We start from the raw sequence: 24,519 nt of genomic DNA on the forward strand, positions 1-24,519 counted from the left end.
TATGAATCTTTAAAACCTCACCCAGCCGCCGCATGGAAGACACGCCCGCCTGCACCGAGGACGAAATCACGACCCTCGTCCACCATTTCTACCGCCGCGTCCGCCAGGACGCGGTCCTGGGGCCGATCTTCGACGCCCACATCGACGACTGGGACGAACACCTGGAACGCATGGTGCGCTTCTGGTCGTCGCTGCTGCTGCGCACCGGCACCTACAGTGGCACGCCGATGCCGCGTCATATCGCCCTGCCGGGCCTGGAAGGCCCGATGTTCGTGCGCTGGCTGGACCTGTTTCGCGACACACTGGGCGAATTCGACAATCCGGCCTTCGTCGCCCAGGCCGAGGATTTCGCCCAACGCATCGCCCGCAGTCTCTGGTACGGCTATCAGATCAGCCGCCAACCCGACCAACCCGTGACGGAGTTCGACGCCCATGTCCCGCCTGCTCAACATTGAGGAACCGGCCGCCGCCCCGTCGCGGCCGTCCATGACGGCCTTTCTGGCCCTGGGGTTCCGGCCGCTGTACCTGGCCGGCGCCGCCTGGGCGCTGATCTCCATCGCCTTGTGGATCTTCGCCCCGCAGGTGCTGAACGGCCCCCTGCCCCAGGTCTACTGGCACGCCCACGAAATGCTGTGGGGCTTCATCATCACCATCGCGGTCGGCTTCCTGCTCACCGCCAGCGCCACCTGGACCGGCTTCAATCCTCTCGCCGGCCGCGCCCTGGGCGGGCTGTGCCTGCTGTGGCTCGTCGCCCGCGTCGGCTTCCTGACGGGCGGACTGGCGGGCTTCTGGATCGCTACCGCAGCCGAAGTGCTGTTCTTCCTGGTCGCCGCGATCAGTCTGCTGCGCGTCATGGTCAAAGGCCGCAGCCGCCGCAACTACGGCCTGCCGGTGCTCATGCTGGCGCTGGGCGCTGCCGACCTGCTGTACCTGCTGGCGGCCCTGCGCGGCGACTACGTGCTGCTGATGCAGCGCTTCGACCTGGGCCTGATCGGCATGGCGGTGATCGCCCTGCTGATCGCCCGCCGCGTCATTCCCTTCTTTTCCATGCGCATGGTCCAGGGCCTGCAGATCCCCATGCTGACCCGCTCCGGCCATGTCCAGATGGTCTTCAGCGCCCTGGCGCTGGTGGCCGGGGTGCTGATGCAGATCGTGCCGCCTGCCGCCGGCGGGCCGGCCTTCCTGCCGCTGCTCATGGCCTTCAGCCTGGCGCTGACCGGGCTGATCAGCCTGGGCCAGTTGCTGGCCTGGAAGCCGCTGGCGGTGCTGCGCAAGCCCATGCTGTGGATTCTGTATCTGGGCTACGCCTTCATCGGCATCGGCTTGCTGGTCGCGGCGGTTCAAGTCAGCGGCCTGCTCGATCCCGCCCTGCTGCGCGGCCTGCTGGCACGCAGCGCCACCCACGTCCATCTGATCGGCATGGCCGGCTTCTGCATCCTGATCATCGGCATGCTGACCCGCACGGCGCTGGGTCACCTGGGGCGTCCGCTGGCCCTGGACCGCAGCATGCTGGCCAGCTACTGGCTGATGATTGCCGCCGTCGTCTTCCGGCTGGCGGCGCTGTGGCCTTCGACCGCCAGTCAGCCCCTGCTGCATCTGGCCGCCTGCGCCTGGATCCTGTGCCTGGGCCTGTATCTGTGGCGCTTCGCACCGATGCTGATCCGCCCCCGGCCGGACAAGCCTGCGCCCACCGTCGCGCCGCCCCAGGCCGCCGCCCAGCCGACCCAGGCGCGCTGATGCCGACCCCGATCCAGGACATGCCATGCGCCTGACCAACATGAGCGACTACGCGGTGCGGCTGCTGATCCACCTGGGCCGCCACCGCGATCGCCTCTGCACGATCGCCGAGATCGCCCAGGTCTACGGGATTTCCGAACCGCACCTGATGAAGATCACGCACCGCCTGGCCCAGCGCGGCTGGATCCGCACGGTGCGCGGCAAGCATGGCGGCATGGAACTGGCCCACGAACCCGGCGACATCCGCCTGGGGGCGCTGATCCGCGACATGGAAAACGACCTGGCGCTGGTCGAGTGCATGGGCGCCGACAACCACTGCATCCTGAGCGGCTGCTGCGGCCTGACCCCCATCGTCGCGGGCGCACTGAAGGCCTTCATGGACCATCTGGACGCCCATACCCTGGCCGACGTGATCCCGCCCGCGACGCCCGGCGTGATTCGCATCACGCCGGAACGCAAGCCCGCTCGGGCTTAGTGGGCGCGACCCTTTTGCCGCCGGGCCGTCCCAAGGCAAAAAGCGCCCCCTCGGATCACACCCGATCGCAGCGAATCGTGATCGGGTGGCGCCGCAGACCCTCGATGACCTGATCGGTGGCCTCGCCGTCGACGTCGGTGATGGCATAGCCGATCTTGCCGCGCGTCTGCAGTTGCTGGCTGACGATGTTCAGGCCGTATTCGCCCATCAGGTTGCTGAGCGCGCCCATGGCGCCCGGCACGTTCTGGTGGATGTGGATGATGCGCGCCGCGCCCGCCTGCTCGTGGTAGGCGATTTCCGGAAAATTGACGGCACCCTTGGTCGTGCCGCTGCTGATGAAACGCTTGAGCTTTTCGGCGACCTCGCGGCCGATGTTTTCCTGGGATTCCTGGGTGCTGCCGCCGATGTGCGGCGTCAGGATCACGTTCTGCAGGCCGCGCAGGGGGCTGTCCAGCGCTTCGTCGCGGCTCTTGGGTTCGGTGGGGAACACGTCGATGGCGGCGCCCGACAGGTGGCCGGATTTCAGCGCGCGCTGCAGCGCGGGGATGTCCACCACCGTGCCGCGCGAGGCATTGATCAGGATGCTGCCCGGACGCATGGCGGCGATGGCGTCGGCGTCGAGCAGGTTGGTCGTGTCCTTGCCGCCGGGCACGTGCAAGGTCACCACATCGGCCTGGGCCAGGAATTTCTTCAGCGAGGACGTGGCGTGGGCGTTGCCCAGGGGCAGCTTGGCCTCGATGTCGTGGTAGATCACCCGCATGCCGAAGGACTCGGCCAGAATGCCGACCTGCGAACCGATATTGCCGTAGCCGACGATCCCCAACGTCTTGCCGCGCGCCTCGTAGGCGCCATCGGCGGTCTTGTCCCAGAAGCCTTCGTGCACGCGGGCGTTCTTTTCAGGGATGCGGCGCAGCAACAGAATGGCCTCGCCCAATACCAGTTCGGCCACCGAGCGGGTATTGGAGAACGGCGCGTTGAATACCGGAACCCCCTTCAAGGCGGCGGTTTCCAGATCCACCTGGTTGGTGCCGATGCAGAAGCAGCCGATGGCGCGCAGATCCGGCAGATCACTCAGCACGGCCTGGTCGAGATGGGTCCGGGAACGGATGCCGACCGCGTACGCGCCCTGAAGCGCCTCGCGCAGGGCATCGCCCGAGAGCGCCCCCGCGTGCGAGACGACATCGTCGAACCCCGCTGCGACGAAGACTTCCCGGGCGCTGGCGTGTATGTTTTCGAACAGGACTATGCGTGGCATCTTGACCCTTTCCCAAGCAATGAAAAATGGCCCCCCACGCTGCGCCTGCGGCTTGCTGCCCCCGAGGGGGGCGCTTTTCATCTTGGGGCGGCCCGACGATGAAAACGTCCATTGTGCAATATTTCAAGCTTCACGTCAGGGTCATCCCTAATCGAAGCAGGGTCAAACCCCCCGATTTTTCCAGGTATGCTTTTCGGGTTCAGTAGCCTCTGTGCCCTTTTCAGGAGAACCCGGTGGCGCCCCCGACCTCTGAGCCCGCTGTCCCGCCCAGGAAACCGCGTCTGTTGCGGCGGGAACGCGTTGCGCACGATGCCGAGGACCATGCACACAACCTGAGCCAATGGGAACAAAGCTACAGCCAGTTCTCGTCGGGGCGCTTCGAGGGGCGCCTGACCGAACTCTGGCTGCCCGGCCTGCAGATTTTCCAGGAAACGGCCAACCAGGCCCTGCGCCAGTCCTGCGCCGCCTGGAACGACGCGCTGTGGTTCGGCCTGCCCGCCCCCGGCGTGCCGGCCTCGCGCCTGGATGCCCAGCCAGTCCAGGGCGACACCCTGCTGTTTCGCCAGGGCGGCTGTGAATTCGAACTGAGCACGCCCGAACACTGCCAGCTTTTTGGCATCGTCATCGACAGGACGCTGTTCGACGAGCACTTCCCCTACGCCGACGCCATGCGCCTGCCCGGTCAGGGCGGCACTCTGGGCGTGCCGCCCGAGCATTTCCAGCGCATCCTCGGCACGCTGCGCCAGGCGCTGTTTCCGCCCGACACGCGGCCCCCTTCCACCCCCGAGCAGATCCTCGATCTGCAGGAAACCGTGCTGGATCAACTGGGCACCGCCCTGGCGCACGGCAGCGCTCCGCCCCGGGGGGCCCATTATTCCCGCATCCGCCACAGCCACCAGGTGGTCGGCCAGGCCTGCGAACTGGTGCTGGCACAACCCAGCCAGCGTCTGTCGATCGCCGACCTCTGCCGCCAGATGCACGTCAGCCGCCGCACGCTGCAATATTGTTTCCAAGAGGTAGCCGGCCTGTCGCCGCTTACCTACCTGCGCATCCTCAAGCTGAACCAGGTCCGCCGCAGACTGCGCAGCACCGACGACCTGGCCAACCGGGTCACCCAGGCCGCCACGACCTGGGGCTTCGAGCACCTGGGCCAGTTCTCCCGCGATTACCGCCGACTGTTCGGCGAACTGCCGTCCAGCACCCTGCGCCATCCGGCCGACTGAGCCCTCGACGCACTAGGGACATCCCTGATTTTGCCGAAATCCGATAAAGCGGTGCCGAAAACCGATGTCCGGCTGCCGCTTTTGGATAGCCGCGCGCGCGCCGCCGGCGCACCATCCTCTCAAAGAACCCCGGCAGAGTCCAAGCACCGGACCGACCGCCGACCAGGAGGAGCGCGTGCCCCACTTCATCAGGCTCTATGTACGCTGGGTGGACCGGATCAACCGGTTCATCGGGCGCTTCGCCATGTACTTCGTGCTGATCATGATGATCGGCTTTCTGTATGCAGCCGTCGTCCGTGTGGGTTTCAACATCTACACCAACTGGATGATGGAAAGCGCCCAGTTCCTGCTGTCGGCCTACTACCTGCTGGGCGGGGGCTATTCGATGCAGCTCAACGCCCACGTCCGCATGGATCTGTTCTATTCACGCTGGTCGCCGCGCACGCGGGCCACGGTGGACATGATCACGATCTGGATGGTGATCGTCTTCCTCGTCTTCCTGCTGCTGGGCGGCATTTCCAGTTCTGAATACGCCCTGGTCCACCATCAGCGCAACTACACCGCCTGGGCGCCGCCGCTGGCCCCCATCAAGATCATCATGACCTTCGGCATCTTCATGATGCTGCTGCAAACCATCGCCACGTTCTTTCGAGATCTGGCCGCCGCCTGCGGCAAGGAGATCGAATGAGCCACGAACTGATCACCCTGACCATGTTTTCCTCGCTGCTGATCCTGATGTCCACAGGGCAGCGGGTCTACGGCGTGGTGGGTTTCATCGGCGCCACGGCGGCCTACTTCCTGTGGGGCGGCAACGACATCGAAATGCCGTTCAACGCCACCTTCACGGTCCTGAACTGGTTTGCCCTGCTGACCCTGCCCCTGTTCGTCTTCATGGGTTTCATGCTGTCGGAATCGGGCCTGGCCGACAGGCTCTACCGCATGTTCCACGTCTGGATGGGCTCCATGCCCGGCGGCCTGGGCATCGGCACCATCGGCCTGATGGTGATGATTTCCGCCATGAACGGGCTGAGCGTGGCCGGCATGGCCATCGGCGCCAGCGTGGCCCTGCCCCAGATGATGCGGCGCGGCTACGACAAAGTCATGATCACCGGCGTGATCCAGGCGGGCAGTTCGCTGGGCATCCTGATCCCGCCCAGCATCGTGCTGGTGCTGTACGCCATGATCGCCCGCCAGCCCGTGCTGCAACTGTGGCTGGGCGGCATTCTGCCCGGCCTGCTGATGGCACTGCTGTTCACGGTGTACATCTACGTACGCTGCCGGATCAGCCCGGAACTGGGCCCGCCGCTGTCCGAAGAAGAGCGCCGCGCCGCCGAACCCGAAAAATGGCGTCTGCTGGCCGAAGGCATCCTGCCGCTGGTGATCTTCGCCGTCATGATGGGCTGCTTCATCACCGGCGTCACCAGCCTGGTCGAGACCTCGGCCCTGGGTGCCGGACTGGCCACCCTGGCGGCCGCCCTCAAGCGCCGCCTGAGCAAAGCCGTCATGGAGTCCTGCCTGCGCCAGACGCTCAGCGTGAGCTGCATGTTCATGTGGATCATCCTGGCGGCGCTGTGCTTCGGCGCGGTCTACGACGGACTGGGCGCCATCAAGGCCATCGAGAAACTGCTGCTGAACGACCTGGAACTGAGCCGCTGGACCATCCTGATCATCATGATGCTGTCCTTCATCGTGCTGGGCATGTTCCTGGACGACACCGCCATGCTGGTGATCGTCGCGCCGCTCTACATCCCGCTGATCAAGGTCCTGGGCTTCAGCCCGATCTGGTTCGGCATCCTCTACACCATCACCTGCCAGCTGGCCTACATCATTCCACCCTTTGGCTACAACCTGTTCCTGATGCGGGCCATGGCGCCGCCTGAAATCACCATCGTCGACATCTACAAATCCATCGTGCCCTTCGCGCTGCTGATGATGATCACCCTGGCGATCATCATGATCTTCCCGCAGATCGCGCTGTGGCTGCCTGACCTGTATTCCAACCGCGCCCGATAGGCCCTGGCGCCCATCGGATCACACAACACGGGCAGCGGCGCGCGGGTCGCCCGCCCGACACCGGAGGACAGCACCCATGACACAACGACGACAGTTTCTGAAACTGGCCGGAGGCGCGGCCCTGGGGGCCGGCGCGATCGCCGCGCCCACCATCGGACGCGCCCAGGCGCCCATCAAGTGGCGCCTGCAGACCTACGCGGGTCCGGCGCTGGCCGACCACGTGATCAAACCGTCCATCGACGCCTTCAACAAGGCCGCCAACGGCCAGATGGAAATCGAACTCTACACGGCCGACCAACTGGTGCCGCAGGGCGAGCTGTTTCGCGCCGTGCAGAAAGGCACGATCGACGCCGCGCAAAGCGACGACGATTCCATGGCCGCACCGGTGGACGTCGCCATCTTCGCGGCGTACTTCCCCCTGGCCTCGCGCTACGGCCTGGACGTGCCCGCCCTGTGGAACTGGTACGGCCTGAACAAGATCTGGGAAGAAGCCTACGCCGAGGTCAAGAACGTCACCTGGCTCGGCACCGGGGCCTGGGACCCCTGCAACATGGCCACCACCAAGCCCATCCGTTCGCTGGACGACCTGAAGGGCCTGCGGCTGTACACCTTCCCCACCGGCGGGCGTTTCCTGTCGCGCCTGGGCGTGGTCCCCGTCACCCTGCCCTACGAGGACGTGCAGGTCGCTCTGCAAACGGGTGAACTGGACGGCGTGTGCTGGTCGGGCATCACCGAGGTCTACACGGTCGGCTGGGCGGACGTCACCAAATACTATCTGACCAACAACATCTCGGGCGCCTGGGCGGGCTCCTACATCGCCAACACTGAAAAGTGGCAGGCCGTGCCCGAACACCTGAAGACCCTGTTCCGCCTGTGCATGGACAGTTCCCACTACTACCGCCAGCACTGGTACTGGTGGGGTGAGGCCCACTACCGCACCCAGGGCGGCAAGCTGGAACTGACCAGCATCCCCGACGCCGAATGGAAGAAGGTCGAGGCCGAGGCCCAGAAGTTCTGGGACGAGATCGCGGCACAAAGCCCACGCAGCGCCAAGATCGTAGAGATCCTGAAGCAATACACAGGGGTCATGGAAAAAGCCGGATCTCCGTACCGGAGCGCCTGACCCTGATTTTGCGGCAATGCGCCGGGCCCGGCGGGCCCGGTTCCACACTCAATCCCGTGCCCCCATAGGTGCATCATGCAAGAACGATCCATCCAGACCATCGACGAGGCCATCACCCTGGTCGAGCGTAGCAGTCTGACCCACATCAAGCTGGGGCTGTCCGACATCGACGGCATCATCCGCGGCAAGTACATGCGCAAGGACAAGTTCATCAGTTCGCTGAAGAACGGCTTTGCCTTCTGCGACGTCGTGATGGGCTGGGATTCCAACGACGAACTCTACGACAACACCGCCTTCACCGGCTGGCACACCGCCTACCCCGACGCGGCCGTCCGCATCGACCCCCGATCCTGCCGCCGCCTGCCGCTGGAGCGCAACGCCCAGGGCGAGGACATGCTGTTCTTCATCGCCGACCTGGACGGTCCGGCGGCCGGCGTCTGCCCGCGCCGCCTGCTGCACCGCATGATCGACCGCGCCACCGCACTGGGCTTCGACGCCCACGCTGCGCTGGAATACGAATTCTTCATGTTCGATGAAACGCCCGATTCCGTGCGCGAAAAGCAGTACCGCAATCTGAAGAGCTGGACGCCCGGCAATTGCGGCTATTCGGTGCTGCGCAGCACCGTGCACTCGGACTTCTACCAGGAATTGCTGGATCTGTGCGAACGCATGGACCTGCCCATCGAAAGCCTGCACAACGAAACCGGCCCCGGCGTGCTGGAGGCCGCCCTGGCGGTGGACGACATCGGCGAGGCCGCCGACAAAGCCTTTCTGTTCAAGACTTTCACCAAGGCCCTGGCCGAGCAGCAGGGCCTGATGGCGACCTTCATGGCCAAGTGGTCGCACCATCACTCAGGCCAGAGCGGCCACATCCACCTGTCCCTGACGGACAAGGCAAGCGGCGCCAACGTCTTCCACGACCCCAAGGCCGAACACACCATGAGCGCGACCCTGCGCCATTTCGCCGCCGGCCAGCAGCGCTACATGCCTGAATTCATGGCGATGTATGCGCAGACCGTCAACAGCTACACGCGTCTGGTGCCGGGCTACTGGGCGCCGCTGGAAGCCAGCCTGGGCATCGAAAACCGCACCACGGCGCTGCGCATCATTCCGGGCGGCCCGAAATCCCAACGTGTCGAGGTCCGCATCGGTTCGGCCGACGCCAACCCCTACATCGCGCTGGCGGCCGCCCTGGGCTCGGGGCTGCTGGGCATCGAGCAGAAGCTGGAACCGACCTTTACCTCGGGCAACGCCTACACGCAGAAATTTCCGGACGACATCAAATTCCCCTCTACGCTATGGGAATCCGCCCAGCGCCTGCGCGCCTCCACGGCCGCACGCGGGCTGTTCGGCGACGCCTTCGTGGACCAGATGGCGGCCACCCGTGAATGGGAAGAACGCAAGTTCCGCGAATACGTCACCGACTGGGAACTCCAGCGGTATTTCGAACTCATCTGAACCTGGGTATCACCCAAACCGCAGCAGCGAGCGATCACCATGAGCGAACTCATCACCATCAGTCCCATCGACGGCCGGGAACTCCTGCGCCGCCCCCACGCCACCCGTGCGGACGCCGAGCGCATCGCGCAGGCCGCGCGGCAAGCCCAGCAAGCCTGGGCGCAGCGCCCGCTGAACGAGCGCATCACCATTCTGTCCGCCGCCATCGACGTCGTGCTGTCGCGCACGGACGCCTTTGCCGACGCCATCACGCGCCAGATGGGCCGCCCCATCAGCCAGGCGCCGGGCGAATTGCGCGGCTTTGCCGAACGCGGCCGCTACATGCTGTCGATCGCCGAAGAAGCCCTGGCACCCATCGTGCCGCCCGCCAAGGAATCGTTCGAACGCTCGATCGAACGCGAGCCGATCGGCGTCGTCCTGACCGTCGCGCCCTGGAACTATCCCCTGCTGACGGCGGTCAACAGCATCATTCCCGCTCTGGCGGCGGGCAACGCCATGATCCTGAAGCACTCCGACCAGACGCCGCTGTGCGCCGAACAACTGGTGGCGGCCTTCACGGACGCGGGTGTGCCGGCCGGCGTGTTCCAGTACATCCACGCCACCCATGACATCATCCGCGACCTGATCCAGTCTCCCGCCATCGATCACGTGGTCTTCACAGGCTCGGTGCGCGGCGGCGGCGCCATGGAAGAAGCCGCCGTCGGACGCTTCATCGGACGCGGTCTGGAACTGGGCGGCAGCGACCCGGCCTACGTACGCGCCGACGCCGACCTGGCCCATGCGGTGGAGACGCTGGTGGACGGCGCCTTCTTCAATTCCGGACAGTCCTGCTGCGGCATCCAGCGCATCTACGTGCACGAATCGCTCCACCAGGAATTCGTGGACCGCGCGGTCGAGCTGACCCGGCAGTACCGCCTGGGTGATCCCCTGGACCCCGAGACCAATCTGGGACCGGTCGTGCGTGCCCGGGCCGCTGACGAAGTCCGCGCCGTCATCGCCGAATCCGTCCGCATGGGTGCCCGCAACCGCATCGACCCGGCGCACTTCCCCCAGGCGCGCGCCGAAGGCACCTACCTGGCGCCCGCGATCCTGACGAACGTCGACCACACCATGCCCATCATGAACGAGGAATGTTTCGGTCCCGTCGTCGGCATCATGCCCGTCGCCTCGGACGCAGAGGCCGTGACGCTGATGAACGATTCCAACTACGGCCTGACCGCCTCGGTCTTCACGCGCGACCTCGATGCCGCACGTGCGCTGGGCCGCCAGATCCAGACCGGCACTTTCTTCATGAACCGCTGCGACTACCTGGACCCGGCCCTGGCCTGGACCGGCGTCAAGAACACCGGACACGGCATTTCCCTGTCCATCCTGGGTTACCACGCGCTCACCCGGGTCAAGTCCTATCACCTCCGTCTTCTGTAGGAACTCTGCGCCATGAACGCACCTATCTCCTCGCTCACCGCCAACTGGAACTACCCGACCGCCGTCAAGGCCGGCCCCGGGCGCATCCGCGAACTGCCGAAGCATTGCCAGGACATGGGCATGAAGCGCCCGCTGCTGGTGACCGATCCCGGGCTGGCGCCGCTGCCCATCGTCACCGGCGCGGTCCAGGCCTGCCAGGACGCCGGTCTGGACTGCGGCCTGTTTTCCGGCATCAAGGGCAACCCGACCGGCCGCAATGTAGAGGACGGCGTGGCCGCCTTCCGTGCCGGCAAGCACGACGGCGTGATCGCCTTCGGCGGCGGCTCGGCGCTGGACGCGGCCAAGGCCATCGCCCTGATGGTCGGCCAGTCCCGCCCGCTCTGGGACTTCGAGGACGTCGGCGACAATTACCTGCGCGTCAACGTCCAGGGCATGGCCCCGGTCATCGCGGTGCCGACCACGGCCGGCACCGGCTCTGAAGTCGGCCGCGCCTCGGTCATCACCGACGACGAGGCCCACGTCAAGCGCATCATCTTTCACGCCCGCATGCTGCCCGCCCTGGTGATTCTGGACGCCGAGCTGACCGCCGCCCTGCCGTCCCGTCTGACGGCCGCGACCGGCATGGACGCCCTGTCGCACAATCTGGAAGCCCTGTGCTCGCCCTTCCATCACCCGATGGCCACCGGCATCGGCATGGAAGGCAGCCGCCTGGTGCACCAGTATCTGCGCCGCGCAGTCGAAAACGGCCAGGATATCGAAGCACGTCACCAGATGCTGGTCGCCTCCAGCATGGGCGCCACGGCCTTCCAGAAAGGCCTGGGCGCCATGCACGCCCTGGCCCATCCGCTGGGCGCGCTCTACGACGCCCACCACGGCATGCTGAACGCCATTCTCATGCCCTACGTCCTGAAGGCCAATGAATCCGTGGTCTCCGACACGATGACGCGTCTGGCGCGCTACCTGGACTTGCCCAAGCCCGGCTTTGGCGCGGTGCTGGACTGGGTGCTGGCGCTGCGCGAATCCATCGGCATCCCGCATACCCTGGCCGCCATCGGCATCCCGGACGCCGCCGTGGGCACCGTCGGCGCGCTGGCCGTGCAGGACGGATCGGCAGCCACCAATCCGATTCCTTTCACCGCGCAGGAATACGACCGCATTCTGCGCGACGCGATCGGCGGCACCCTGTAATCCTGTCGGGAGAAACGTCATGGCCCGGATCGGCGTGCTCGGCTTTCTGCACGAGACCAATACCTTCGCCCCGGACATCACGGGGCTGGACCGTTTCGAGGAGGCCGACGCCTGGCCGGGCCTGACCGAGGGCGACGCTCTCTTCGAGGCCACCCGGGACATGAACCTGGCGGTCAGCGGCTTCATCGCCGCGATGCAGGCCGCCGGGCACGAGATCGTCCCGCTGCTCTGGTGCTCGGCCAACCCGTCCGGCCCGGTCGCGGACGCGGCTTTCGAGACGATCACCGCCCGCATCGAAACGCATCTGCAGGGCCTGCCCCTGGACGGCCTGTTCCTGGATCTGCACGGCTCGATGGTCACCCAGAGCCTGGACGACGCCGAGGGCGAACTGCTGCGTCGCCTGCGTGCGGTCACAGGGCCGGCACTGCCTTATGTGGCGGCGCTGGATTTCCACGCCATCATCACCCAGGCCATGGTGGACCAGACCCAGGCCATGGTCGCCTATCACAGCTATCCCCACGTGGACATGGCCGAGACCGGCGCACGCGCGGCGCGGATGATGCAGCGCCTGCTGGCCGGCGAGACCTTCTTTGCCGCCTGGCGCAAACTGGATTTCCTGGTGTCCATGCCCTGGCAGAGCACGCTGGGCGACGAACCGGCCGGGGCGCTGATGGCCGCCGCCCGCGCTCTTGAAACCGAGGATTGCCCGGAAGTTCAATTCATCCCCGGTTTTCCCCTGTCGGACACGCCCGAATCCGGACCCGGCGTGCTGGCCTACGCCCGTGTGCCCGCGCGCGCGACCCATGCTGTCCAGATGCTGGTCCAGGCGATCGAGGCCCGGCGGACCGCGTTCAGCGGCCGGCTGTACGCCCCCGACGAGGCCCTGGACGCTCTGGCGGGCCGGGACACGGGGCGCACCATCCTGGCGGACACCCAGGACAACCCGGGCGGTGGCGGCGCCGGCGACACCACGGGTGTGCTGCGCGCCTTGCTGCGCCGGCACACACGACACGCCTGCGTGGCCGTGCTGTGCGACGCGGACTTCGCCCGCGCCGCCCACGCGCTGGGGGTGGGCGCCCGCATCGACCTGCCCCTGGGAGGACGCGGCTTTCCGGGAGACGAACCTGCGGCAGGGCCGTTCGAAATCCTGGCCCTGGGTGACGGCCGCCTCGTGGGCACGGGCCCGTTCTACCTGGGGTGCCGCATGGATTTAGGTCCGATGGTGCGCGTGCGCCGCGAGGGTGTGGAAATTCTGGTGTCCAGCCGCAAGCAGCAGGCCGCCGACCAGGCGATGTTCCGCCACCTGGGCGCCGACCCCAGGGACTATCGGATTCTGGTGTTGAAAAGCTCGGTCCACTTCCGCGCCGACTTTGCGGCGCTGGCCGACGAGATCCTGATGATCAAGGCGCCCGGCGCCAACACGGCCGATCTGCATGATCTGAGGTTCAAGCGCCTGCGGCCCGGCGTAGAGATCCGGTGACCGGCCCTGACGGCCGGCCCCGGCCGCCATCAGGCCTGCGCCGCCAGAATCTCCAGGGCCTGACGATGCAGGTCGGCGTTGGCCGCCGCCAGCACCCGGCCGTCGGATTTCGGGCTCAGGGCCTGGCCCTGCCAATCCGTGATGACACCGCCCGCTTCCTCGATCACCGGCGCCAGCGCCAGGTAGTCATACGGCATCAGGCCGGCTTCGGCCACCAGATCGATCATGCCGCTGGCCAGCAGGGCATAGGCGTAGCAATCGCCACCAAAGCGCCGCAGGTGGACCGCCGCGCTCAGGCGCTCGAACGCGCGGGCGTCCGCGCCCGCGAAGATGTCCGGCGTGGTGGCCTGCAGAATGGCGTCCTTCAGGTGCGTCACCGTGCGCGTGCGGCAGCGTTCGCCATTCAACCAGCTGCCGCGCCCGCGCACCCCGACCCAGCGCTCCCCCGTGCTGGGGATGTCGATGATGCCGAACAGGGGGCGTTGTTCGTGCAGAACGGCCAGCAGGCAGCCCCACAGAGGGTTGCCGGTGATGAAGCTGCGGGTGCCGTCGATCGGGTCGATCGACCAGACGACCGGCGCTTCGCCGGCCTGGATACCGAATTCCTCACCCAGCAGGCCGTGATCCGGATAGCGGCGAGTGATTTCCGCGCGCAGAAATTCCTCGACCCCGCGATCGGCCACGGTGACCGGGCTGGCGTCCGCTTTGGTTTCGATCGGCGGCCGATGGCGGAACCATCGCAGCGCAATCGAGCGGGCCTGGCCGACCAGATCCTGAGCGAAATCGAGGACCTCGTCGGTCCATGCCGGTACGGTGTTTGGAATCGACATCGCGCGCTCCCGTGGTGGTCGACTGGGGATATGGACCTGATGAAAAACCTGATGAAAAAGTATTCTGAAGGCTCTTGCATGATTTTGCAAATTTCCACAAAATAACAAATCAAGGGAACCTCTGAACAGGCCGAGCGGTAAGCGGGCACTGTGGATCGGGATGGGATGCAAGGCGCGAAACGCAGCGATAGCCGGTGCTATCGCGAGGATGAGCAACACAGCAGACCGCCCGAATCCGCAGATGCACGCGGCGCCGAGGACTTGTTCAAAGGTTCCCCAGGCGCCCCGGATCACTGGCACGACCGCATCACGCCACTCCCGCGGCCGCCGCGAATTCACATCATCCGGCACAGACCGGTTTTCACCACGACAGCAGGAGACACGCATGCAACATTCCACACAAAAGGCTTTTGCCGCAGCGTTCGCGCTCGCTGGTGCCGGCCTGATTCACACCGCCGTCCAGGCCAAACCCCTGACCATCTACACCGCCCTGGAGGACGACGAAGTCACCGAATACATGGCGGCGGCCAAGACCGCCATGCCCGATGTCGAATTCCACGTGCTGCGCCTGTCCACCGGCGACATGGCCGCCCGGCTGCTGGCCGAGGCCAAGAACCCGCGCACCGACGTGATCTGGGGCTTCGCCGTCACCAATATGCTGGATCCCCGCATCCACGACACGCTGCTGAAGTACGAGCCTGCTGCGGCCCAGCAACTGGCGCCGATCTATCGCAGCAAGGACGGCACCTGGTTCGCCGCCACCGGCTACATGGCGGCGTTCTGCGTCAACACCGACCGCCTCAAGGCCAAGAACCTGCCAATGCCCGCATCCTGGGAAGACCTGACCAAGCCGGTCTACAAGGGCGAACTCGTCATGCCCAGCCCGGCCGCCTCGGGGACGGGCTGGCTGCAGATCGCCGCCATCCTGCAAGGGCTGGGCCAGGACAAGGGCTGGGATCTGATCAAGCGCCTGAACGTCAACATGGCCCAGTACACCAGCTCGGGTTCCAAGCCCTGCAAGATGGCGCGCACCGGTGAATACGCCATCGGCATCTCCTTCGCCTTCCCCGCCATGCAATCCATCGAGGCCGGCTTTCCGGTCAAGATGGTGATCCCGTCCGACTGGGAAGGCTACGAGCTGGAAGCCTCCGGCATCCTGTCGAGCACCCAGAACCCGGACGACGCCAAACGCTTCCTGGACTGGACGCTGTCCCCGACAGCCGCCGCCCTGTACAAGAAGTACAAGGAAATCGTCACCATCCCCGGCGTCGAGCCTTCCGAGCAGCTGAGGAAAGCCGGCCTGCCGCAGGACGTGTCCAAGATCCTGTTCCCGATCAACTTTGAAAAGTCGGCCGCCGACCGGGCGGAAACGCTCAAGACCTGGCAGCAGGTCACCGCTCGCTAACCCCCCCCTGCGGGCCGTGCCGCACGCCGCGCGGCCGGCCCCGCCCGTTGCACCCGGAGGCTGCATGAGTCTGGAACTCTCCCACGTCCGCAAATCGTTCGACAGTTTTCAGGCGCTCAAGGACATCAACCTGAGCGTCGGGCCGCACGATTTCGTCTGTCTGCTCGGCCCCAGCGGCTGCGGCAAGACGACGCTGCTGAGAATCATTGCAGGGCTCCTGCAAGCCGACGAGGGCGAAATCCGGTTCTCAGGTCAGGATCTCAGCCAGATGCCGCCGCGCAGCCGCAATTTCGGCATCGTCTTCCAGTCCTATTCCCTGTTCCCGAACATGACCGTGCGCGAGAACATCGGCTACGGGCTGCGCATCCGCCGCGAGCCCGCCGACCGCATTGCCGCACGCGTCGACGAACTGCTGCAACTGATCCGCATCCCGGACATGGCCGAGCGTTTCCCCTGGCAGCTCTCGGGCGGCCAGCAGCAGCGTGTGGCCATCGCCCGCGCGCTGGCCGTCAATCCACGCCTGATCCTGCTGGACGAGCCCTTGTCCGCACTGGATGCACGCGTGCGCAACGAAATGCGCCATGAAATCCGCGAAGTCCAGCGCCGACTGAAGATCCCGACCATCATGGTGACGCACGACCAGGAAGAAGCCCTGATGCTGGCCGACGTGATCGTCTGCATGAACAACGGCGTCATCGAACAGGTCGGGTCTCCCCAGGCGCTTTACCACGCGCCCAAGACCCGCTTCGTGGCCGACTTCATCGGCCTGAGCAATCTGCTGCCGCCGGACTGGGTACGCCCGCATGCGCCCGGCGTGCTGGAGGCACTCCCGCCGCCCGCCAACGAATCGGACTGGCTGCTGTGCGTGCGCCCCGAACACATCCGCCTCGAAGCCGACGCCGATGGCCCGGCCACCGTCCGCTCCGTGACTTTCCTGGGCAATCTGTGCCGCATGACGCTGCACTGGGGCGGCATGGACCTGCAGGTCGAACAGCACGCCGCGTCCGCACACCGAGAAGGCGACCGGGTCCGCCCGGTGATCAACCCCGCACACGGCTGCTGGGTCGCGGCCTGAGCCGCGCCCCCACTGACTCAAGGAGACCGGCATGTCCCAGTCCCCCACGGCGGCTTCACCCCTCGGCCCCTGGTTTCCGAGCCTGTCCGGCACCCCGGAACAATGGCTGACCCGGGTCTGCGTCATCATCCCGACCCTGGCGCTGATCCTGTTCTTCGGCTACCCCCTGCTGACGATCTTCTGGCAGAGCTTCGTCCAGGGGGACGGCACGCTGGGCCTGGACAACTACACCGCCATTCCTTCCACACCGGGACTGGTGACGGCCGGGCTCAACAGCCTGTCGATCAGCCTGAGCACCACTCTGGTCTGCCTCCTGCTGGGCTTTCCCATCGCCTACGCGCTCGAACGCAGCCGCATCCGCTTCAAGGCCTGGATCCGGCTCAGCCTGCTGCTGCCGCTGCTGGCGCCTTCGCTGGTGCAGGGCCTGGGATTGCTGTTCCTGCTGGGCCGCAACGGTCTGGTCTTTCAATGGACGGGCATCGAACAGAACATCTACGGCTACTGGGGACTGCTGATTTCGGACGTGTTCTACGCCCTGCCGCAAGCCATCATGATCATCCAGGCGGCCCTGCGCAACGCCGACGCCCGCTACTACGACGCCGCCACCGTGATGGGCGCCACGCCAAGCCAGCAGTTCTTCCACATCACACTGCCCAACTGCAAATTCGGTCTGCTGAGCGCAGCCTTCGTGGTTTTCACCATCACGATCACCGACTTCGGCAACGCCGCCGTGATTGCCGGGGACTACCGCGTCCTGGCGACGGAAATCTTCAGCCAGGTCTCGGGACAGCAGAACTTCGGCATGGGCTCGGTGGTGGGCATCATCCTGCTGCTGCCCGCCCTGGTGTCGGTCTACATCGAACGGGTGGCGTCCCAGAAACAATTCGGCGGCAGTTCCGACAGCCGGATTCCGCTGCAACCGGTCGCGGCGCGCTGGCGCGACGCCGTCCTGGGCCTGATCACCCATGCCACGGCCCTGGCCATCTGGGCCATCATCGTCGTGGTCATCTTCGCCAGCTTCGTCAAGCTGTGGCCCTACAACATGACGCTGACGCTGGCGAACTTCAACGTCAACATCGCCAGCGGCTACCAGCCGATCTGGACCACGCTGTATGTCTCCGTGGCAGCCGCCCTGATCGGCATCGTGCTGCTGTTCCTGCTGGCCTACGGCGTGCGCAACCTGCAGGGCCGGCTGGCCAAGGCCATCTACCTGATGGCCGTCCTGCCCGTCGGGGTGCCGGGGCTGGTGCTGGGCCTGTCGTACATCTTCACCTTCAACGATCCGCGCTATCCCCTGCACTGGCTGTACGGCAGCGCGCTGCTGATCGCCCTGTGCAATTTCTACCACTATCACACCCAGGGCTTCCTGACGATGGCCACCGGCATGCGCATGGTGCCCCAGGCCCTGGAAGAAGCCGCCGCCTGCCTCGGCGGCAAGGTCCGCCACGTCATGGGAGACGCCATCCTGCCGGTGATCGCGCCGACCGTGCTGGCCGTGTTCTTCTTCCTGTTCATGCGCTCGATGGTGACGCTGTCGGCAGTCATTTTCCTGGTCACCCCGCAGCTCAACGTCGCCGCCGTGTCCGTCATGCACCTGAACGAGGCGGGTTTCGTGTCCCAGGCAGCAGCCTTTTCCACTATCATCATCGCGGTCGTCGCGGTCGCCATGCTGCTGATGCGGGCGCTGGTTTACTATTTCCGCCCCAACCTCTCCACCGATACAGTCTGATATGTGGTCCGAAGCGCGCCACCAGAAAATCCGCCTGCTGCTGCAACGCCACGGGCGGATCACGACCGAGGACGCCATCCGGGAACTGGGCGTCTCCCGGGAAACCGTCCGCCGGGATTTCCTGGAACTGGAAGCGCTGGGCCTGTTGCAGCGCGTGCATGGCGGGGCTGTCCACCTGAGCGACGAGCCTCCCATCGACAAGCGCAACACCATTCACATCGCGGCCAAGAAGGCCATCGTCCGCGCGGTCGCCCAGCGGCTGCGCACACCGGCCACCCTGTTCATGGATGCCGGCAGCACCACGACTCTGCTGGCCCGCGAACTGGTGCAACTCAGCGGCCTGACCCTGATCACGAATTCGCTGAGTGCGGCGGCCTGCTTCACCGAGTCGCCCGTCAACCCGGACAATCAGATCATCATCCTGCCAGGGGTGCTGAACACCGCCTTGTCCTCGACCTCGGGCGCCTCGACCATCCTGCAGATCCAGACCTTCCACGCCGACATTGCCCTGTTGTCGCCGGTGGCGGTCAACGCCCGCCAGGGCGCGGCCAGCTTTCTGCACGACGAGGCGCTGATCGCCCGCGCCATGTCCGAAGGCGCCGCCCAGACCTGGATTCTGGCGGATCACAGCAAGGTCGGTGCCGCCAGCCGGGAAACCTACTGCCCGGCCGAGCGCATCGACCGGCTGTTCTGCAACAGCCAGGCGCGTCAGACCGAAGGCTTCGAGGCCCTGCAAGCCAAGGTCGGCGAGGTGGTTCTGGCCTGAGTGGTCCCTATGGCCTCCATGGCCTGAGCGCTCCCGGATCGATGGGATTGCACCGCACGCGCTCGCGCACGCCCGTAGCCAGCACTTCCGGCGTGAAACGGACTATCGTTTTCGTGCATCCAAGAGGATCATGGAGCAAAACTCGCCCATCGAGGGCGGCTCAAGGGAGAACACCATGGCGATCTGGCCCAGCGCGTTGCTGCGCATCGACAACATCGCACGCGATACCATCGCGGTCCATTTTCGAAAACCCGACGATTTCCAGTTCCAACCTGGACAGACGATTTCGCTGACGCTGCCGTCCGAGGCGCCAGACGCCCCGGTGCTACGGCATACTTTCTCGCTGGTCAGCGCCCCGCACGAGCCCGAACTGTGCATCGCCACCCGCGTGCGCGCCACCCCGTTCAAGCAGGCCCTGGCGGGGCTGCAGCCCGGTGCCGAACTGCGGTTCAGCGGCCCTTATGGCAAGCTGACCCCACCTGCCGAGACAGCCCGGCCTCTGGTCCTGATCGCCGGCGGCATCGGCATCACCCCCTGCATCAGCCTGCTGCGCGACGCCACGCACCAAGGCTCAGGCCGACCCATCCGGCTGCTCTACTCCAATCATTCCCCGGAACAAGCCGCCTTTCTGGAGGAATTGCGCACTCTCGCGCAACGCAACCCGCACCTGCGCCTGCTGGCGACCCTGACCGGCCCGGCCGACGGCGCCTGGGACGGACTGCGCGGCCGGATCGACGTGGCCATGCTGCGGCAGGCCCTCCAGGGGCTGGACGCACCTCTGTGCTACGTGACAGGTGCCCCCCTCATGGTGGAAGAGATCCGTGCGCGCCTGGCCGAGGCGGGCGTCCCCGACGATGCCATTCTCGACGAGAGCTTCCACGGCTATTGACACCTCGGCACCCGGGCCCACGGTCTCGCGCGCGGCGAGGCCGTGGTAGTCTAAATCACTGATCCGTCCCATCCATGCCCGCCGCAAGGCCGAATCTGCAGGAACCCGATGATGCACTCTCCCGCCTCGCCCCTGTCCCCCAACGATGACGCCCGAACCGCGCCCGACGCACTGTTTGCACGTACCCCCGACCTGGCCGAGCCGGACACCGACCGCCTGCGCGCCTCCATCCGGCGCTATTTCCTGGACACGTTCGACCGCTACGAATCCCTGTTTCAGTGCCTGGCCAATGACGAGGCCTATGTCGTCAAGCCGATCCCCCTGCGTCATCCGCTGATCTTTTACTTCGGCCACACCGCGACCTTCTTCGTCAACAAGCTGCTGCTCACGCGCCTAATCGACCAGCGTCTGGACCACCGGCTGGAATCGACCTTCGCCGTCGGCGTGGACGAGATGAGCTGGGACGACCTGGACGAGGCCCACTACGACTGGCCCTCCGTGGCCGAAGTCCGCACCTACCGCAACCGCGTACGCGCCCTGGTCCTGGACCTGATCGACCATGCCCCGCTGCAATCGCCGATCGATTGGCGCAACCCCTGGTGGGCCATCATCATGGGCATCGAGCACGAACGCATCCACCTGGAAACGTCCTCGGTCCTGATCCGCCAGCACGCACTGAAATACGTGCGTGCCGTGCCGGACTGGGCGCCCATCCCCGCCACCGGCGGCGAGCCGCCCCAAAACAGTCTCGCGCGCGTGCCCGCCGGCACCGTCCGTGTGGGCAAGGCCTTCAACGATCCGCAATACGGCTGGGACAACGAATACGGCGAGCACACGGCCCAAGTGGAATCCTTCGAGGCAGGGCGCTTCCTGGTCAGCAACCACGAATATCTGGCCTTCGTCGAAGCCGGCGGCTACCGCAATCACCGCGACTGGACGGAGGAAGGCCGCCAGTGGCTGGCCTACAGCCAGGCGGAACACCCGACATTCTGGGTCAAGAAGACCCAGGGCTGGTCTCTGCGCCTGATGACCAGTGAAATTCCCATGCCCTGGTCCTGGCCGGTCGAGGTCAATTACCTGGAAGCCAAAGCCTTTTGCAACTGGAAAGCCGCCGAAACCGGCCAGCCGGTACGCCTGCCGACCGAAGACGAATGGTACCGGCTCTACGACGCTGCCGGCCTGAGCGATCCCGGCGACTCGCCCTGTGCCGCCAATCTGCACCTGGACCACGGCGCCTCGTCCTGCCCGGTGAACACCTGGCGTCACGGCGACTGGTACGACGTGGTGGGCAACGTCTGGCAATGGACCGAGACCCCCACTTATCCCTTCGACGGCTTCGACGTCCACCCGATCTACGACGATTTCACGACGCCGACCTTCGACGGACGCCACAACCTGATCAAGGGCGGTTCCTGGATCGCCTGCGGCAACGAGGCCGTGCGCGCCTCGCGCTACGCCTTCCGGCGGCATTTCTTCCAGCATGCGGGTTTTCGCACCATCGTGTCCCACGCGCCCGCCGAAGCCCCGGCCGCCTACTACGAAACCGACAAGCTGATGTCGGAATACGCCGAATTCCACTACGGCGACTCGTATTTCAATGTGCCCAATTTCTCGCAGGCCCTGGCGCAGCGGGCTATCGAAGCCCTGGGTGACCGGCCGCGCCGCCGCGCGCTGGACCTGGGCTGCGCCTCCGGGCGGGCCACCTTCGAACTGGCCCGCGCCTTCGAACGGGTCACCGGGGTGGATTTCTCGGCACGCTTCATCAACCAGGGCGTGCAACTGATCCAGACGGGCCAGTTGCGCTACACCCTGGCCGACGAGGGCGAGCTGGTGTCCTACAAGACCCGCACCCTGGCCGAACTGGGCCTGAGCGATGCGCTCGAACGGGTGGAATTCTTCCAGGGCGATGCCTGCAACCTGAAGCCGCAGTACACGGACTACGACCTGGTCCTGGCCGCCAACCTGATCGACCGCCTGTACGATCCGGCCCGCTTTCTGGACCGGATCCACGAGCGCATCGTCCCGGGCGGCCTGTTGCTGATCGCCTCGCCCTACACCTGGCTGGAAGAACACACGCCGCGCGCCGCCTGGCTGGGCGGCTTCAAGCGAGACGCGGAAAACCACACCACGCTGGACGGCCTGAAGGAACACCTGACGCCGCACTTCCGTCTGCTGTCCGAGCCGCAGGACGTACCCTTCGTCATCCGCGAAACACGGCGTAAATTCCAGCACACCTTGTCGCAACTGACGATCTGGGAGCGGCGGTAGGGCATCAGGGGGCAGCGCCGGACCCAGGCCGGGAACGGCGCGGCAGCCGCCATCCCCGGCATCCCGCACGGCAGGTGCGGGATGCCGCCCGTCCCGATCAATCCAGCGCGAACTGCGCCTTCAGCCAGAAGACCCGGCCCGGCTCGTTGATCCGGGTGTCCACGAAGGACGTGTTGCCGGGAATGTCCACGCCCGACTTGGACAGGTGCTCGGCGTAGGTCTTGTTCAGGACGTTGTCCACGCCGGCGGTCAGCAGCACGGTCTTGTTCGGACGCCAGCCGGCGTTCAGCGACAGCACGCCGAAACCGCCCGTGGCGCCGAGGTCCTTGCCGGCAATGCCGCCCATGCCTTCGTCGTAGCGGTCCTGCGCGGCCACCAGACGCCAGAGGATCCCTGCGGAATACGGTCCCTGCGCATAGTTCAGCCCCAGGCGGGCTTCCAGCGGCGGCTGCTGTGCCAGAGCCGTGCCATCCGTGCGGTTCCTGCCGTACACGTAGGACAGGCTGGCTACGCCCTGCCAGGACGGGTGGAACTGCCAGGAGGCGTCCAACTCGCCGCCCATGACCGTGGCGTCGATATTGCGGGTCCGGCTGCGGTTCCAGTCGATGAGGATGTAGTCGTTCACCCGGCTGTAGAAGGCCGAGGCCGACAGCGCGAAGGGGCCGCTGCGCCAGTTCGTGCCGATGTCGAGCTGGTTCAGCTTTTCCGGCTTGGTGGACAGGAAGGCGCTGTTGGTACCGTCGGAGCCGCCCTTCATCAGTTCCCAGTAATCGGGGAAGCGTTCCGAATGACCGAACCCGGCGTACCAGGTGCTGTTCTCGCCATAATCGCGCTCATAACGCAGGAAGCCGCTGTTCAAAGCGTGATCGCTCTTCCTCCCGCCGGTGACCGATTTCGCGGGCGAACGCTTGTCGCGGGCCTCGACCCAATCGACCCGCAGACCGCCCACCACCCGGTCGGCATCGGTGAGGAACCAGGTGCTCTCGCCAAAGACGCCATGCTGCTCGAAGCGCATGTCTTCGACCCGTGCCGCCGCACGGTAGGCGGCATCGGCGGCATCGGCCGAAGCCTGCATCCCGCTGCCCCGCGCGCGATGCACGTCCTGCTTGGCATCGGCGCCGACGACCAGTTCCCAGGACTCGGCCGGGCGCAGCGTGGCGCTCAGCCGACCACCCGTGGTGCGGCGGTCCGGATTGTTGGCCATGTAGGGGTTCTTCTTGCCCGTCGGCACGTCGCGCAGGGTGTAGTTGTCCATGACGTGGTCCACGTAGTTGTAGTAGACCCGGCCTTCGATTTCATCGACCAGGCCGCCCATGCGCTTGCGCTCGAACATCAGGGACACGTTCTCGCGCTTGAACTTCGAGCCGTCCATGCCGCGGTCGGCATAGGCGGCGCGGCCGTCGCTCAGGGCGGCGGACAGCTCGATGCGCGTCTTGTCATCCGGCGTCAGGCCGACGGCGGCATGGCTGCTCCAGCGCAAGTATTCGGAATGCACGCGGTTGCCGTCGCCGTCCTCATAATCATCGGCCTGGGCGCGCGTGCCGCCGGCGCGCACGTATCCCTGCGGCCCACCGACCAGCACGTCGGCCATCTGATCGTTGCGCCCGAAACTGCCCAGCGTCAGACTGCCATCGGCCTTCCAGCCAAAGGATTCCATGCGCTTCACGTCGCGCTCGAACAGCACCACACCGGCCGACTGGCCCGCGCCGTAGCGCACGCTCTGCGGTCCCTTGAGGACGGTGACGCGATCATAGGATTCGGGATAGACGTAGGCCGTGGGCGGGTCCATGCGTCCGCCGCAGCCGCCGTAGATTTCCTGACCGTCGAGCAGGATGCCCAGGCGCGAGCCGGAAAAGCCGCGCAGCACCGGATCGCCGTCCGTACCGCCCTTGCGGATCACGGAGAACCCGGGGATGCTCTTGAGAAAATCCGCGCCGTCATGGGCAGGCACGGGCTGGCGCGGGGCCTTCGGATCTGTACGCACCACCAGGGGCTCGTCTGCGGCCGGCGCGGTGACGACCACGGGGGACAGCGCCCGCACGGGTTGGGACAGCACGGCCTGCGGCAGGCCGAGCGACATCAGGGCGGCCGGGATCCCGGCCACCCATAAGGTTTCCTTCTTCATTGAGGTCTCGATATGCAAAAAAACTGAAAATATCCAGGGCCGCCCTGCCCGGCAT

20 protein-coding genes are annotated in these 24,519 nt (G+C 66.0%); 17 read left to right on the forward strand and 3 right to left on the reverse strand.

Annotation, left to right across the window (positions count from 1 at the left end; all coding sequences use genetic code 11):
- Window positions 1-32: 32 nt before the first annotated feature.
- Genes WA983_RS01335 through WA983_RS01345 form a run of 3 tightly spaced genes read left to right on the forward strand, consistent with a single transcriptional unit; the run spans window position 33 to window position 2,212 of the window.
- Window positions 33-455: a group III truncated hemoglobin gene (locus tag WA983_RS01335; RefSeq protein ID WP_424248244.1), complete on the forward strand. Its 423-nt coding sequence runs from the start codon at window positions 33-35 to the stop codon at window positions 453-455.
- Window positions 433-1,737: an NnrS family protein gene (locus tag WA983_RS01340; protein ID WP_424248245.1), complete on the forward strand. Its 1,305-nt coding sequence runs from the start codon at window positions 433-435 to the stop codon at window positions 1,735-1,737. The genes WA983_RS01335 and WA983_RS01340 overlap by 23 nt, the downstream gene beginning before the upstream one ends.
- A 25-nt stretch (window positions 1,738-1,762) precedes the next feature.
- Window positions 1,763-2,212: an RrF2 family transcriptional regulator gene (locus WA983_RS01345; RefSeq protein WP_424248247.1), complete on the forward strand. Its 450-nt coding sequence runs from the start codon at window positions 1,763-1,765 to the stop codon at window positions 2,210-2,212.
- Window positions 2,213-2,267: 55 nt separating this feature from the next.
- Here the strand turns inward: WA983_RS01345 and serA are convergent, their stop codons facing one another.
- Window positions 2,268-3,467, reverse strand: coding sequence for a phosphoglycerate dehydrogenase (serA, locus tag WA983_RS01350; protein ID WP_424248249.1), 1,200 nt, complete (start codon window positions 3,465-3,467; stop codon window positions 2,268-2,270).
- A 284-nt stretch (window positions 3,468-3,751) separates the two neighbouring features.
- On the opposite strand from serA, the gene WA983_RS01355 reads away from it, so the two are divergent.
- The 8 genes from WA983_RS01355 (at window position 3,752) to WA983_RS01390 (ending at window position 13,377) form a co-directional block, all read left to right on the forward strand.
- Window positions 3,752-4,690, forward strand: a complete 939-nt coding sequence (locus tag WA983_RS01355; RefSeq protein ID WP_424248251.1) for a helix-turn-helix domain-containing protein — start codon at window positions 3,752-3,754, stop codon at window positions 4,688-4,690.
- Window positions 4,691-4,865: 175 nt separating this feature from the next.
- Window positions 4,866-5,378: a TRAP transporter small permease subunit gene (locus WA983_RS01360; protein WP_424248253.1), complete on the forward strand. Its 513-nt coding sequence runs from the start codon at window positions 4,866-4,868 to the stop codon at window positions 5,376-5,378.
- Window positions 5,375-6,703 carry a TRAP transporter large permease gene (locus WA983_RS01365; protein ID WP_424248255.1) on the forward strand — a complete coding sequence of 443 codons (1,329 nt, stop codon included), beginning with the start codon at window positions 5,375-5,377 and terminating at the stop codon, window positions 6,701-6,703. Before WA983_RS01360 ends, WA983_RS01365 begins: the two co-directional genes overlap by 4 nt.
- 76 nt (window positions 6,704-6,779) lie before the next feature.
- On the forward strand, window positions 6,780-7,826 hold the full coding sequence (locus tag WA983_RS01370) for a TRAP transporter substrate-binding protein (protein ID WP_424248257.1): 1,047 nt from the start codon (window positions 6,780-6,782) through the stop codon (window positions 7,824-7,826).
- 75 nt (window positions 7,827-7,901) lie between these two features.
- Window positions 7,902-9,284: a glutamine synthetase family protein gene (locus WA983_RS01375; RefSeq protein WP_424248258.1), complete on the forward strand. Its 1,383-nt coding sequence runs from the start codon at window positions 7,902-7,904 to the stop codon at window positions 9,282-9,284.
- Window positions 9,285-9,323: 39 nt separating this feature from the next.
- Window positions 9,324-10,709, forward strand: coding sequence for an aldehyde dehydrogenase family protein (locus WA983_RS01380; RefSeq protein WP_424248259.1), 1,386 nt, complete (start codon window positions 9,324-9,326; stop codon window positions 10,707-10,709).
- Between the two features lie 24 nt (window positions 10,710-10,733).
- Window positions 10,734-11,897: an iron-containing alcohol dehydrogenase gene (locus WA983_RS01385; protein ID WP_424248279.1), complete on the forward strand. Its 1,164-nt coding sequence runs from the start codon at window positions 10,734-10,736 to the stop codon at window positions 11,895-11,897.
- A gap of 19 nt (window positions 11,898-11,916) precedes the next feature.
- Window positions 11,917-13,377 carry a M81 family metallopeptidase gene (locus WA983_RS01390; RefSeq protein ID WP_424248261.1) on the forward strand — a complete coding sequence of 487 codons (1,461 nt, stop codon included), beginning with the start codon at window positions 11,917-11,919 and terminating at the stop codon, window positions 13,375-13,377.
- 29 nt (window positions 13,378-13,406) lie between these two features.
- Here WA983_RS01390 and hisN read toward each other — a convergent pair whose 3' ends face one another.
- Window positions 13,407-14,207: a histidinol-phosphatase gene (gene hisN / locus WA983_RS01395; RefSeq protein WP_424248263.1), complete on the reverse strand. Its 801-nt coding sequence runs from the start codon at window positions 14,205-14,207 to the stop codon at window positions 13,407-13,409.
- Window positions 14,208-14,592: 385 nt separating this feature from the next.
- On the opposite strand from hisN, the gene WA983_RS01400 reads away from it, so the two are divergent.
- From WA983_RS01400 to ovoA, 6 genes are all read left to right on the forward strand, one after another.
- On the forward strand, window positions 14,593-15,612 hold the full coding sequence (locus tag WA983_RS01400) for an ABC transporter substrate-binding protein (RefSeq protein ID WP_424248265.1): 1,020 nt from the start codon (window positions 14,593-14,595) through the stop codon (window positions 15,610-15,612).
- A 64-nt stretch (window positions 15,613-15,676) separates the two neighbouring features.
- Window positions 15,677-16,687: an ABC transporter ATP-binding protein gene (locus WA983_RS01405; RefSeq protein WP_424248267.1), complete on the forward strand. Its 1,011-nt coding sequence runs from the start codon at window positions 15,677-15,679 to the stop codon at window positions 16,685-16,687.
- Between the two features lie 31 nt (window positions 16,688-16,718).
- Complete coding sequence (locus WA983_RS01410; protein WP_424248269.1) at window positions 16,719-18,416, forward strand: ABC transporter permease subunit; 1,698 nt, start codon at window positions 16,719-16,721, stop codon at window positions 18,414-18,416.
- Window position 18,417: 1 nt separating this feature from the next.
- A complete protein-coding gene (locus WA983_RS01415) occupies window positions 18,418-19,182 on the forward strand; it encodes a DeoR/GlpR family DNA-binding transcription regulator (RefSeq protein ID WP_424248271.1) in 765 nt (254 codons plus the stop codon).
- A 175-nt stretch (window positions 19,183-19,357) separates the two neighbouring features.
- The gene (locus tag WA983_RS01420; RefSeq protein ID WP_424248273.1) at window positions 19,358-20,071 is read left to right on the forward strand and encodes a ferredoxin--NADP reductase; all 714 of its coding nucleotides are present in this window, start codon (window positions 19,358-19,360) and stop codon (window positions 20,069-20,071) included.
- A 108-nt stretch (window positions 20,072-20,179) separates the two neighbouring features.
- The gene (gene ovoA, locus WA983_RS01425; RefSeq protein WP_424248275.1) at window positions 20,180-22,339 is read left to right on the forward strand and encodes a 5-histidylcysteine sulfoxide synthase; all 2,160 of its coding nucleotides are present in this window, start codon (window positions 20,180-20,182) and stop codon (window positions 22,337-22,339) included.
- Between the two features lie 97 nt (window positions 22,340-22,436).
- Here the strand turns inward: ovoA and WA983_RS01430 are convergent, their stop codons facing one another.
- The gene (locus tag WA983_RS01430; RefSeq protein ID WP_424311506.1) at window positions 22,437-24,464 is read right to left on the reverse strand and encodes a TonB-dependent copper receptor; all 2,028 of its coding nucleotides are present in this window, start codon (window positions 24,462-24,464) and stop codon (window positions 22,437-22,439) included.
- Window positions 24,465-24,519 lie beyond the last annotated feature (55 nt).

Source organism: Castellaniella sp. (assembly GCF_049650445.1).
Classification (GTDB): Bacteria; Pseudomonadota; Gammaproteobacteria; order Burkholderiales; family Burkholderiaceae_B; genus Castellaniella.

Bases quoted from the DNA above. Each gene is read 5' to 3' on its own strand.
- WA983_RS01340 (WP_424248245.1), top strand. From the start codon at position 433: ATGTCCCGCCTGCTCAACATTGAGGAACCGGCCGCCGCCCCGTCGCGG.
- WA983_RS01375 (WP_424248258.1), top strand. From the start codon at position 7,902: ATGCAAGAACGATCCATCCAGACCATCGACGAGGCCATCACCCTGGTC.
- WA983_RS01405 (WP_424248267.1), top strand. From the start codon at position 15,677: ATGAGTCTGGAACTCTCCCACGTCCGCAAATCGTTCGACAGTTTTCAG.
- serA (WP_424248249.1), bottom strand. From the start codon at position 3,467: ATGCCACGCATAGTCCTGTTCGAAAACATACACGCCAGCGCCCGGGAA.
- WA983_RS01430 (WP_424311506.1), bottom strand. From the start codon at position 24,464: ATGAAGAAGGAAACCTTATGGGTGGCCGGGATCCCGGCCGCCCTGATG.
- WA983_RS01390 (WP_424248261.1), top strand. From the start codon at position 11,917: ATGGCCCGGATCGGCGTGCTCGGCTTTCTGCACGAGACCAATACCTTC.
- WA983_RS01420 (WP_424248273.1), top strand. From the start codon at position 19,358: ATGGCGATCTGGCCCAGCGCGTTGCTGCGCATCGACAACATCGCACGC.
- WA983_RS01345 (WP_424248247.1), top strand. From the start codon at position 1,763: ATGCGCCTGACCAACATGAGCGACTACGCGGTGCGGCTGCTGATCCAC.
- WA983_RS01365 (WP_424248255.1), top strand. From the start codon at position 5,375: ATGAGCCACGAACTGATCACCCTGACCATGTTTTCCTCGCTGCTGATC.
- WA983_RS01410 (WP_424248269.1), top strand. From the start codon at position 16,719: ATGTCCCAGTCCCCCACGGCGGCTTCACCCCTCGGCCCCTGGTTTCCG.
- WA983_RS01415 (WP_424248271.1), top strand. From the start codon at position 18,418: ATGTGGTCCGAAGCGCGCCACCAGAAAATCCGCCTGCTGCTGCAACGC.
- hisN (WP_424248263.1), bottom strand. From the start codon at position 14,207: ATGTCGATTCCAAACACCGTACCGGCATGGACCGACGAGGTCCTCGAT.
- WA983_RS01400 (WP_424248265.1), top strand. From the start codon at position 14,593: ATGCAACATTCCACACAAAAGGCTTTTGCCGCAGCGTTCGCGCTCGCT.
- WA983_RS01380 (WP_424248259.1), top strand. From the start codon at position 9,324: ATGAGCGAACTCATCACCATCAGTCCCATCGACGGCCGGGAACTCCTG.
- WA983_RS01370 (WP_424248257.1), top strand. From the start codon at position 6,780: ATGACACAACGACGACAGTTTCTGAAACTGGCCGGAGGCGCGGCCCTG.
- ovoA (WP_424248275.1), top strand. From the start codon at position 20,180: ATGATGCACTCTCCCGCCTCGCCCCTGTCCCCCAACGATGACGCCCGA.
- WA983_RS01335 (WP_424248244.1), top strand. From the start codon at position 33: ATGGAAGACACGCCCGCCTGCACCGAGGACGAAATCACGACCCTCGTC.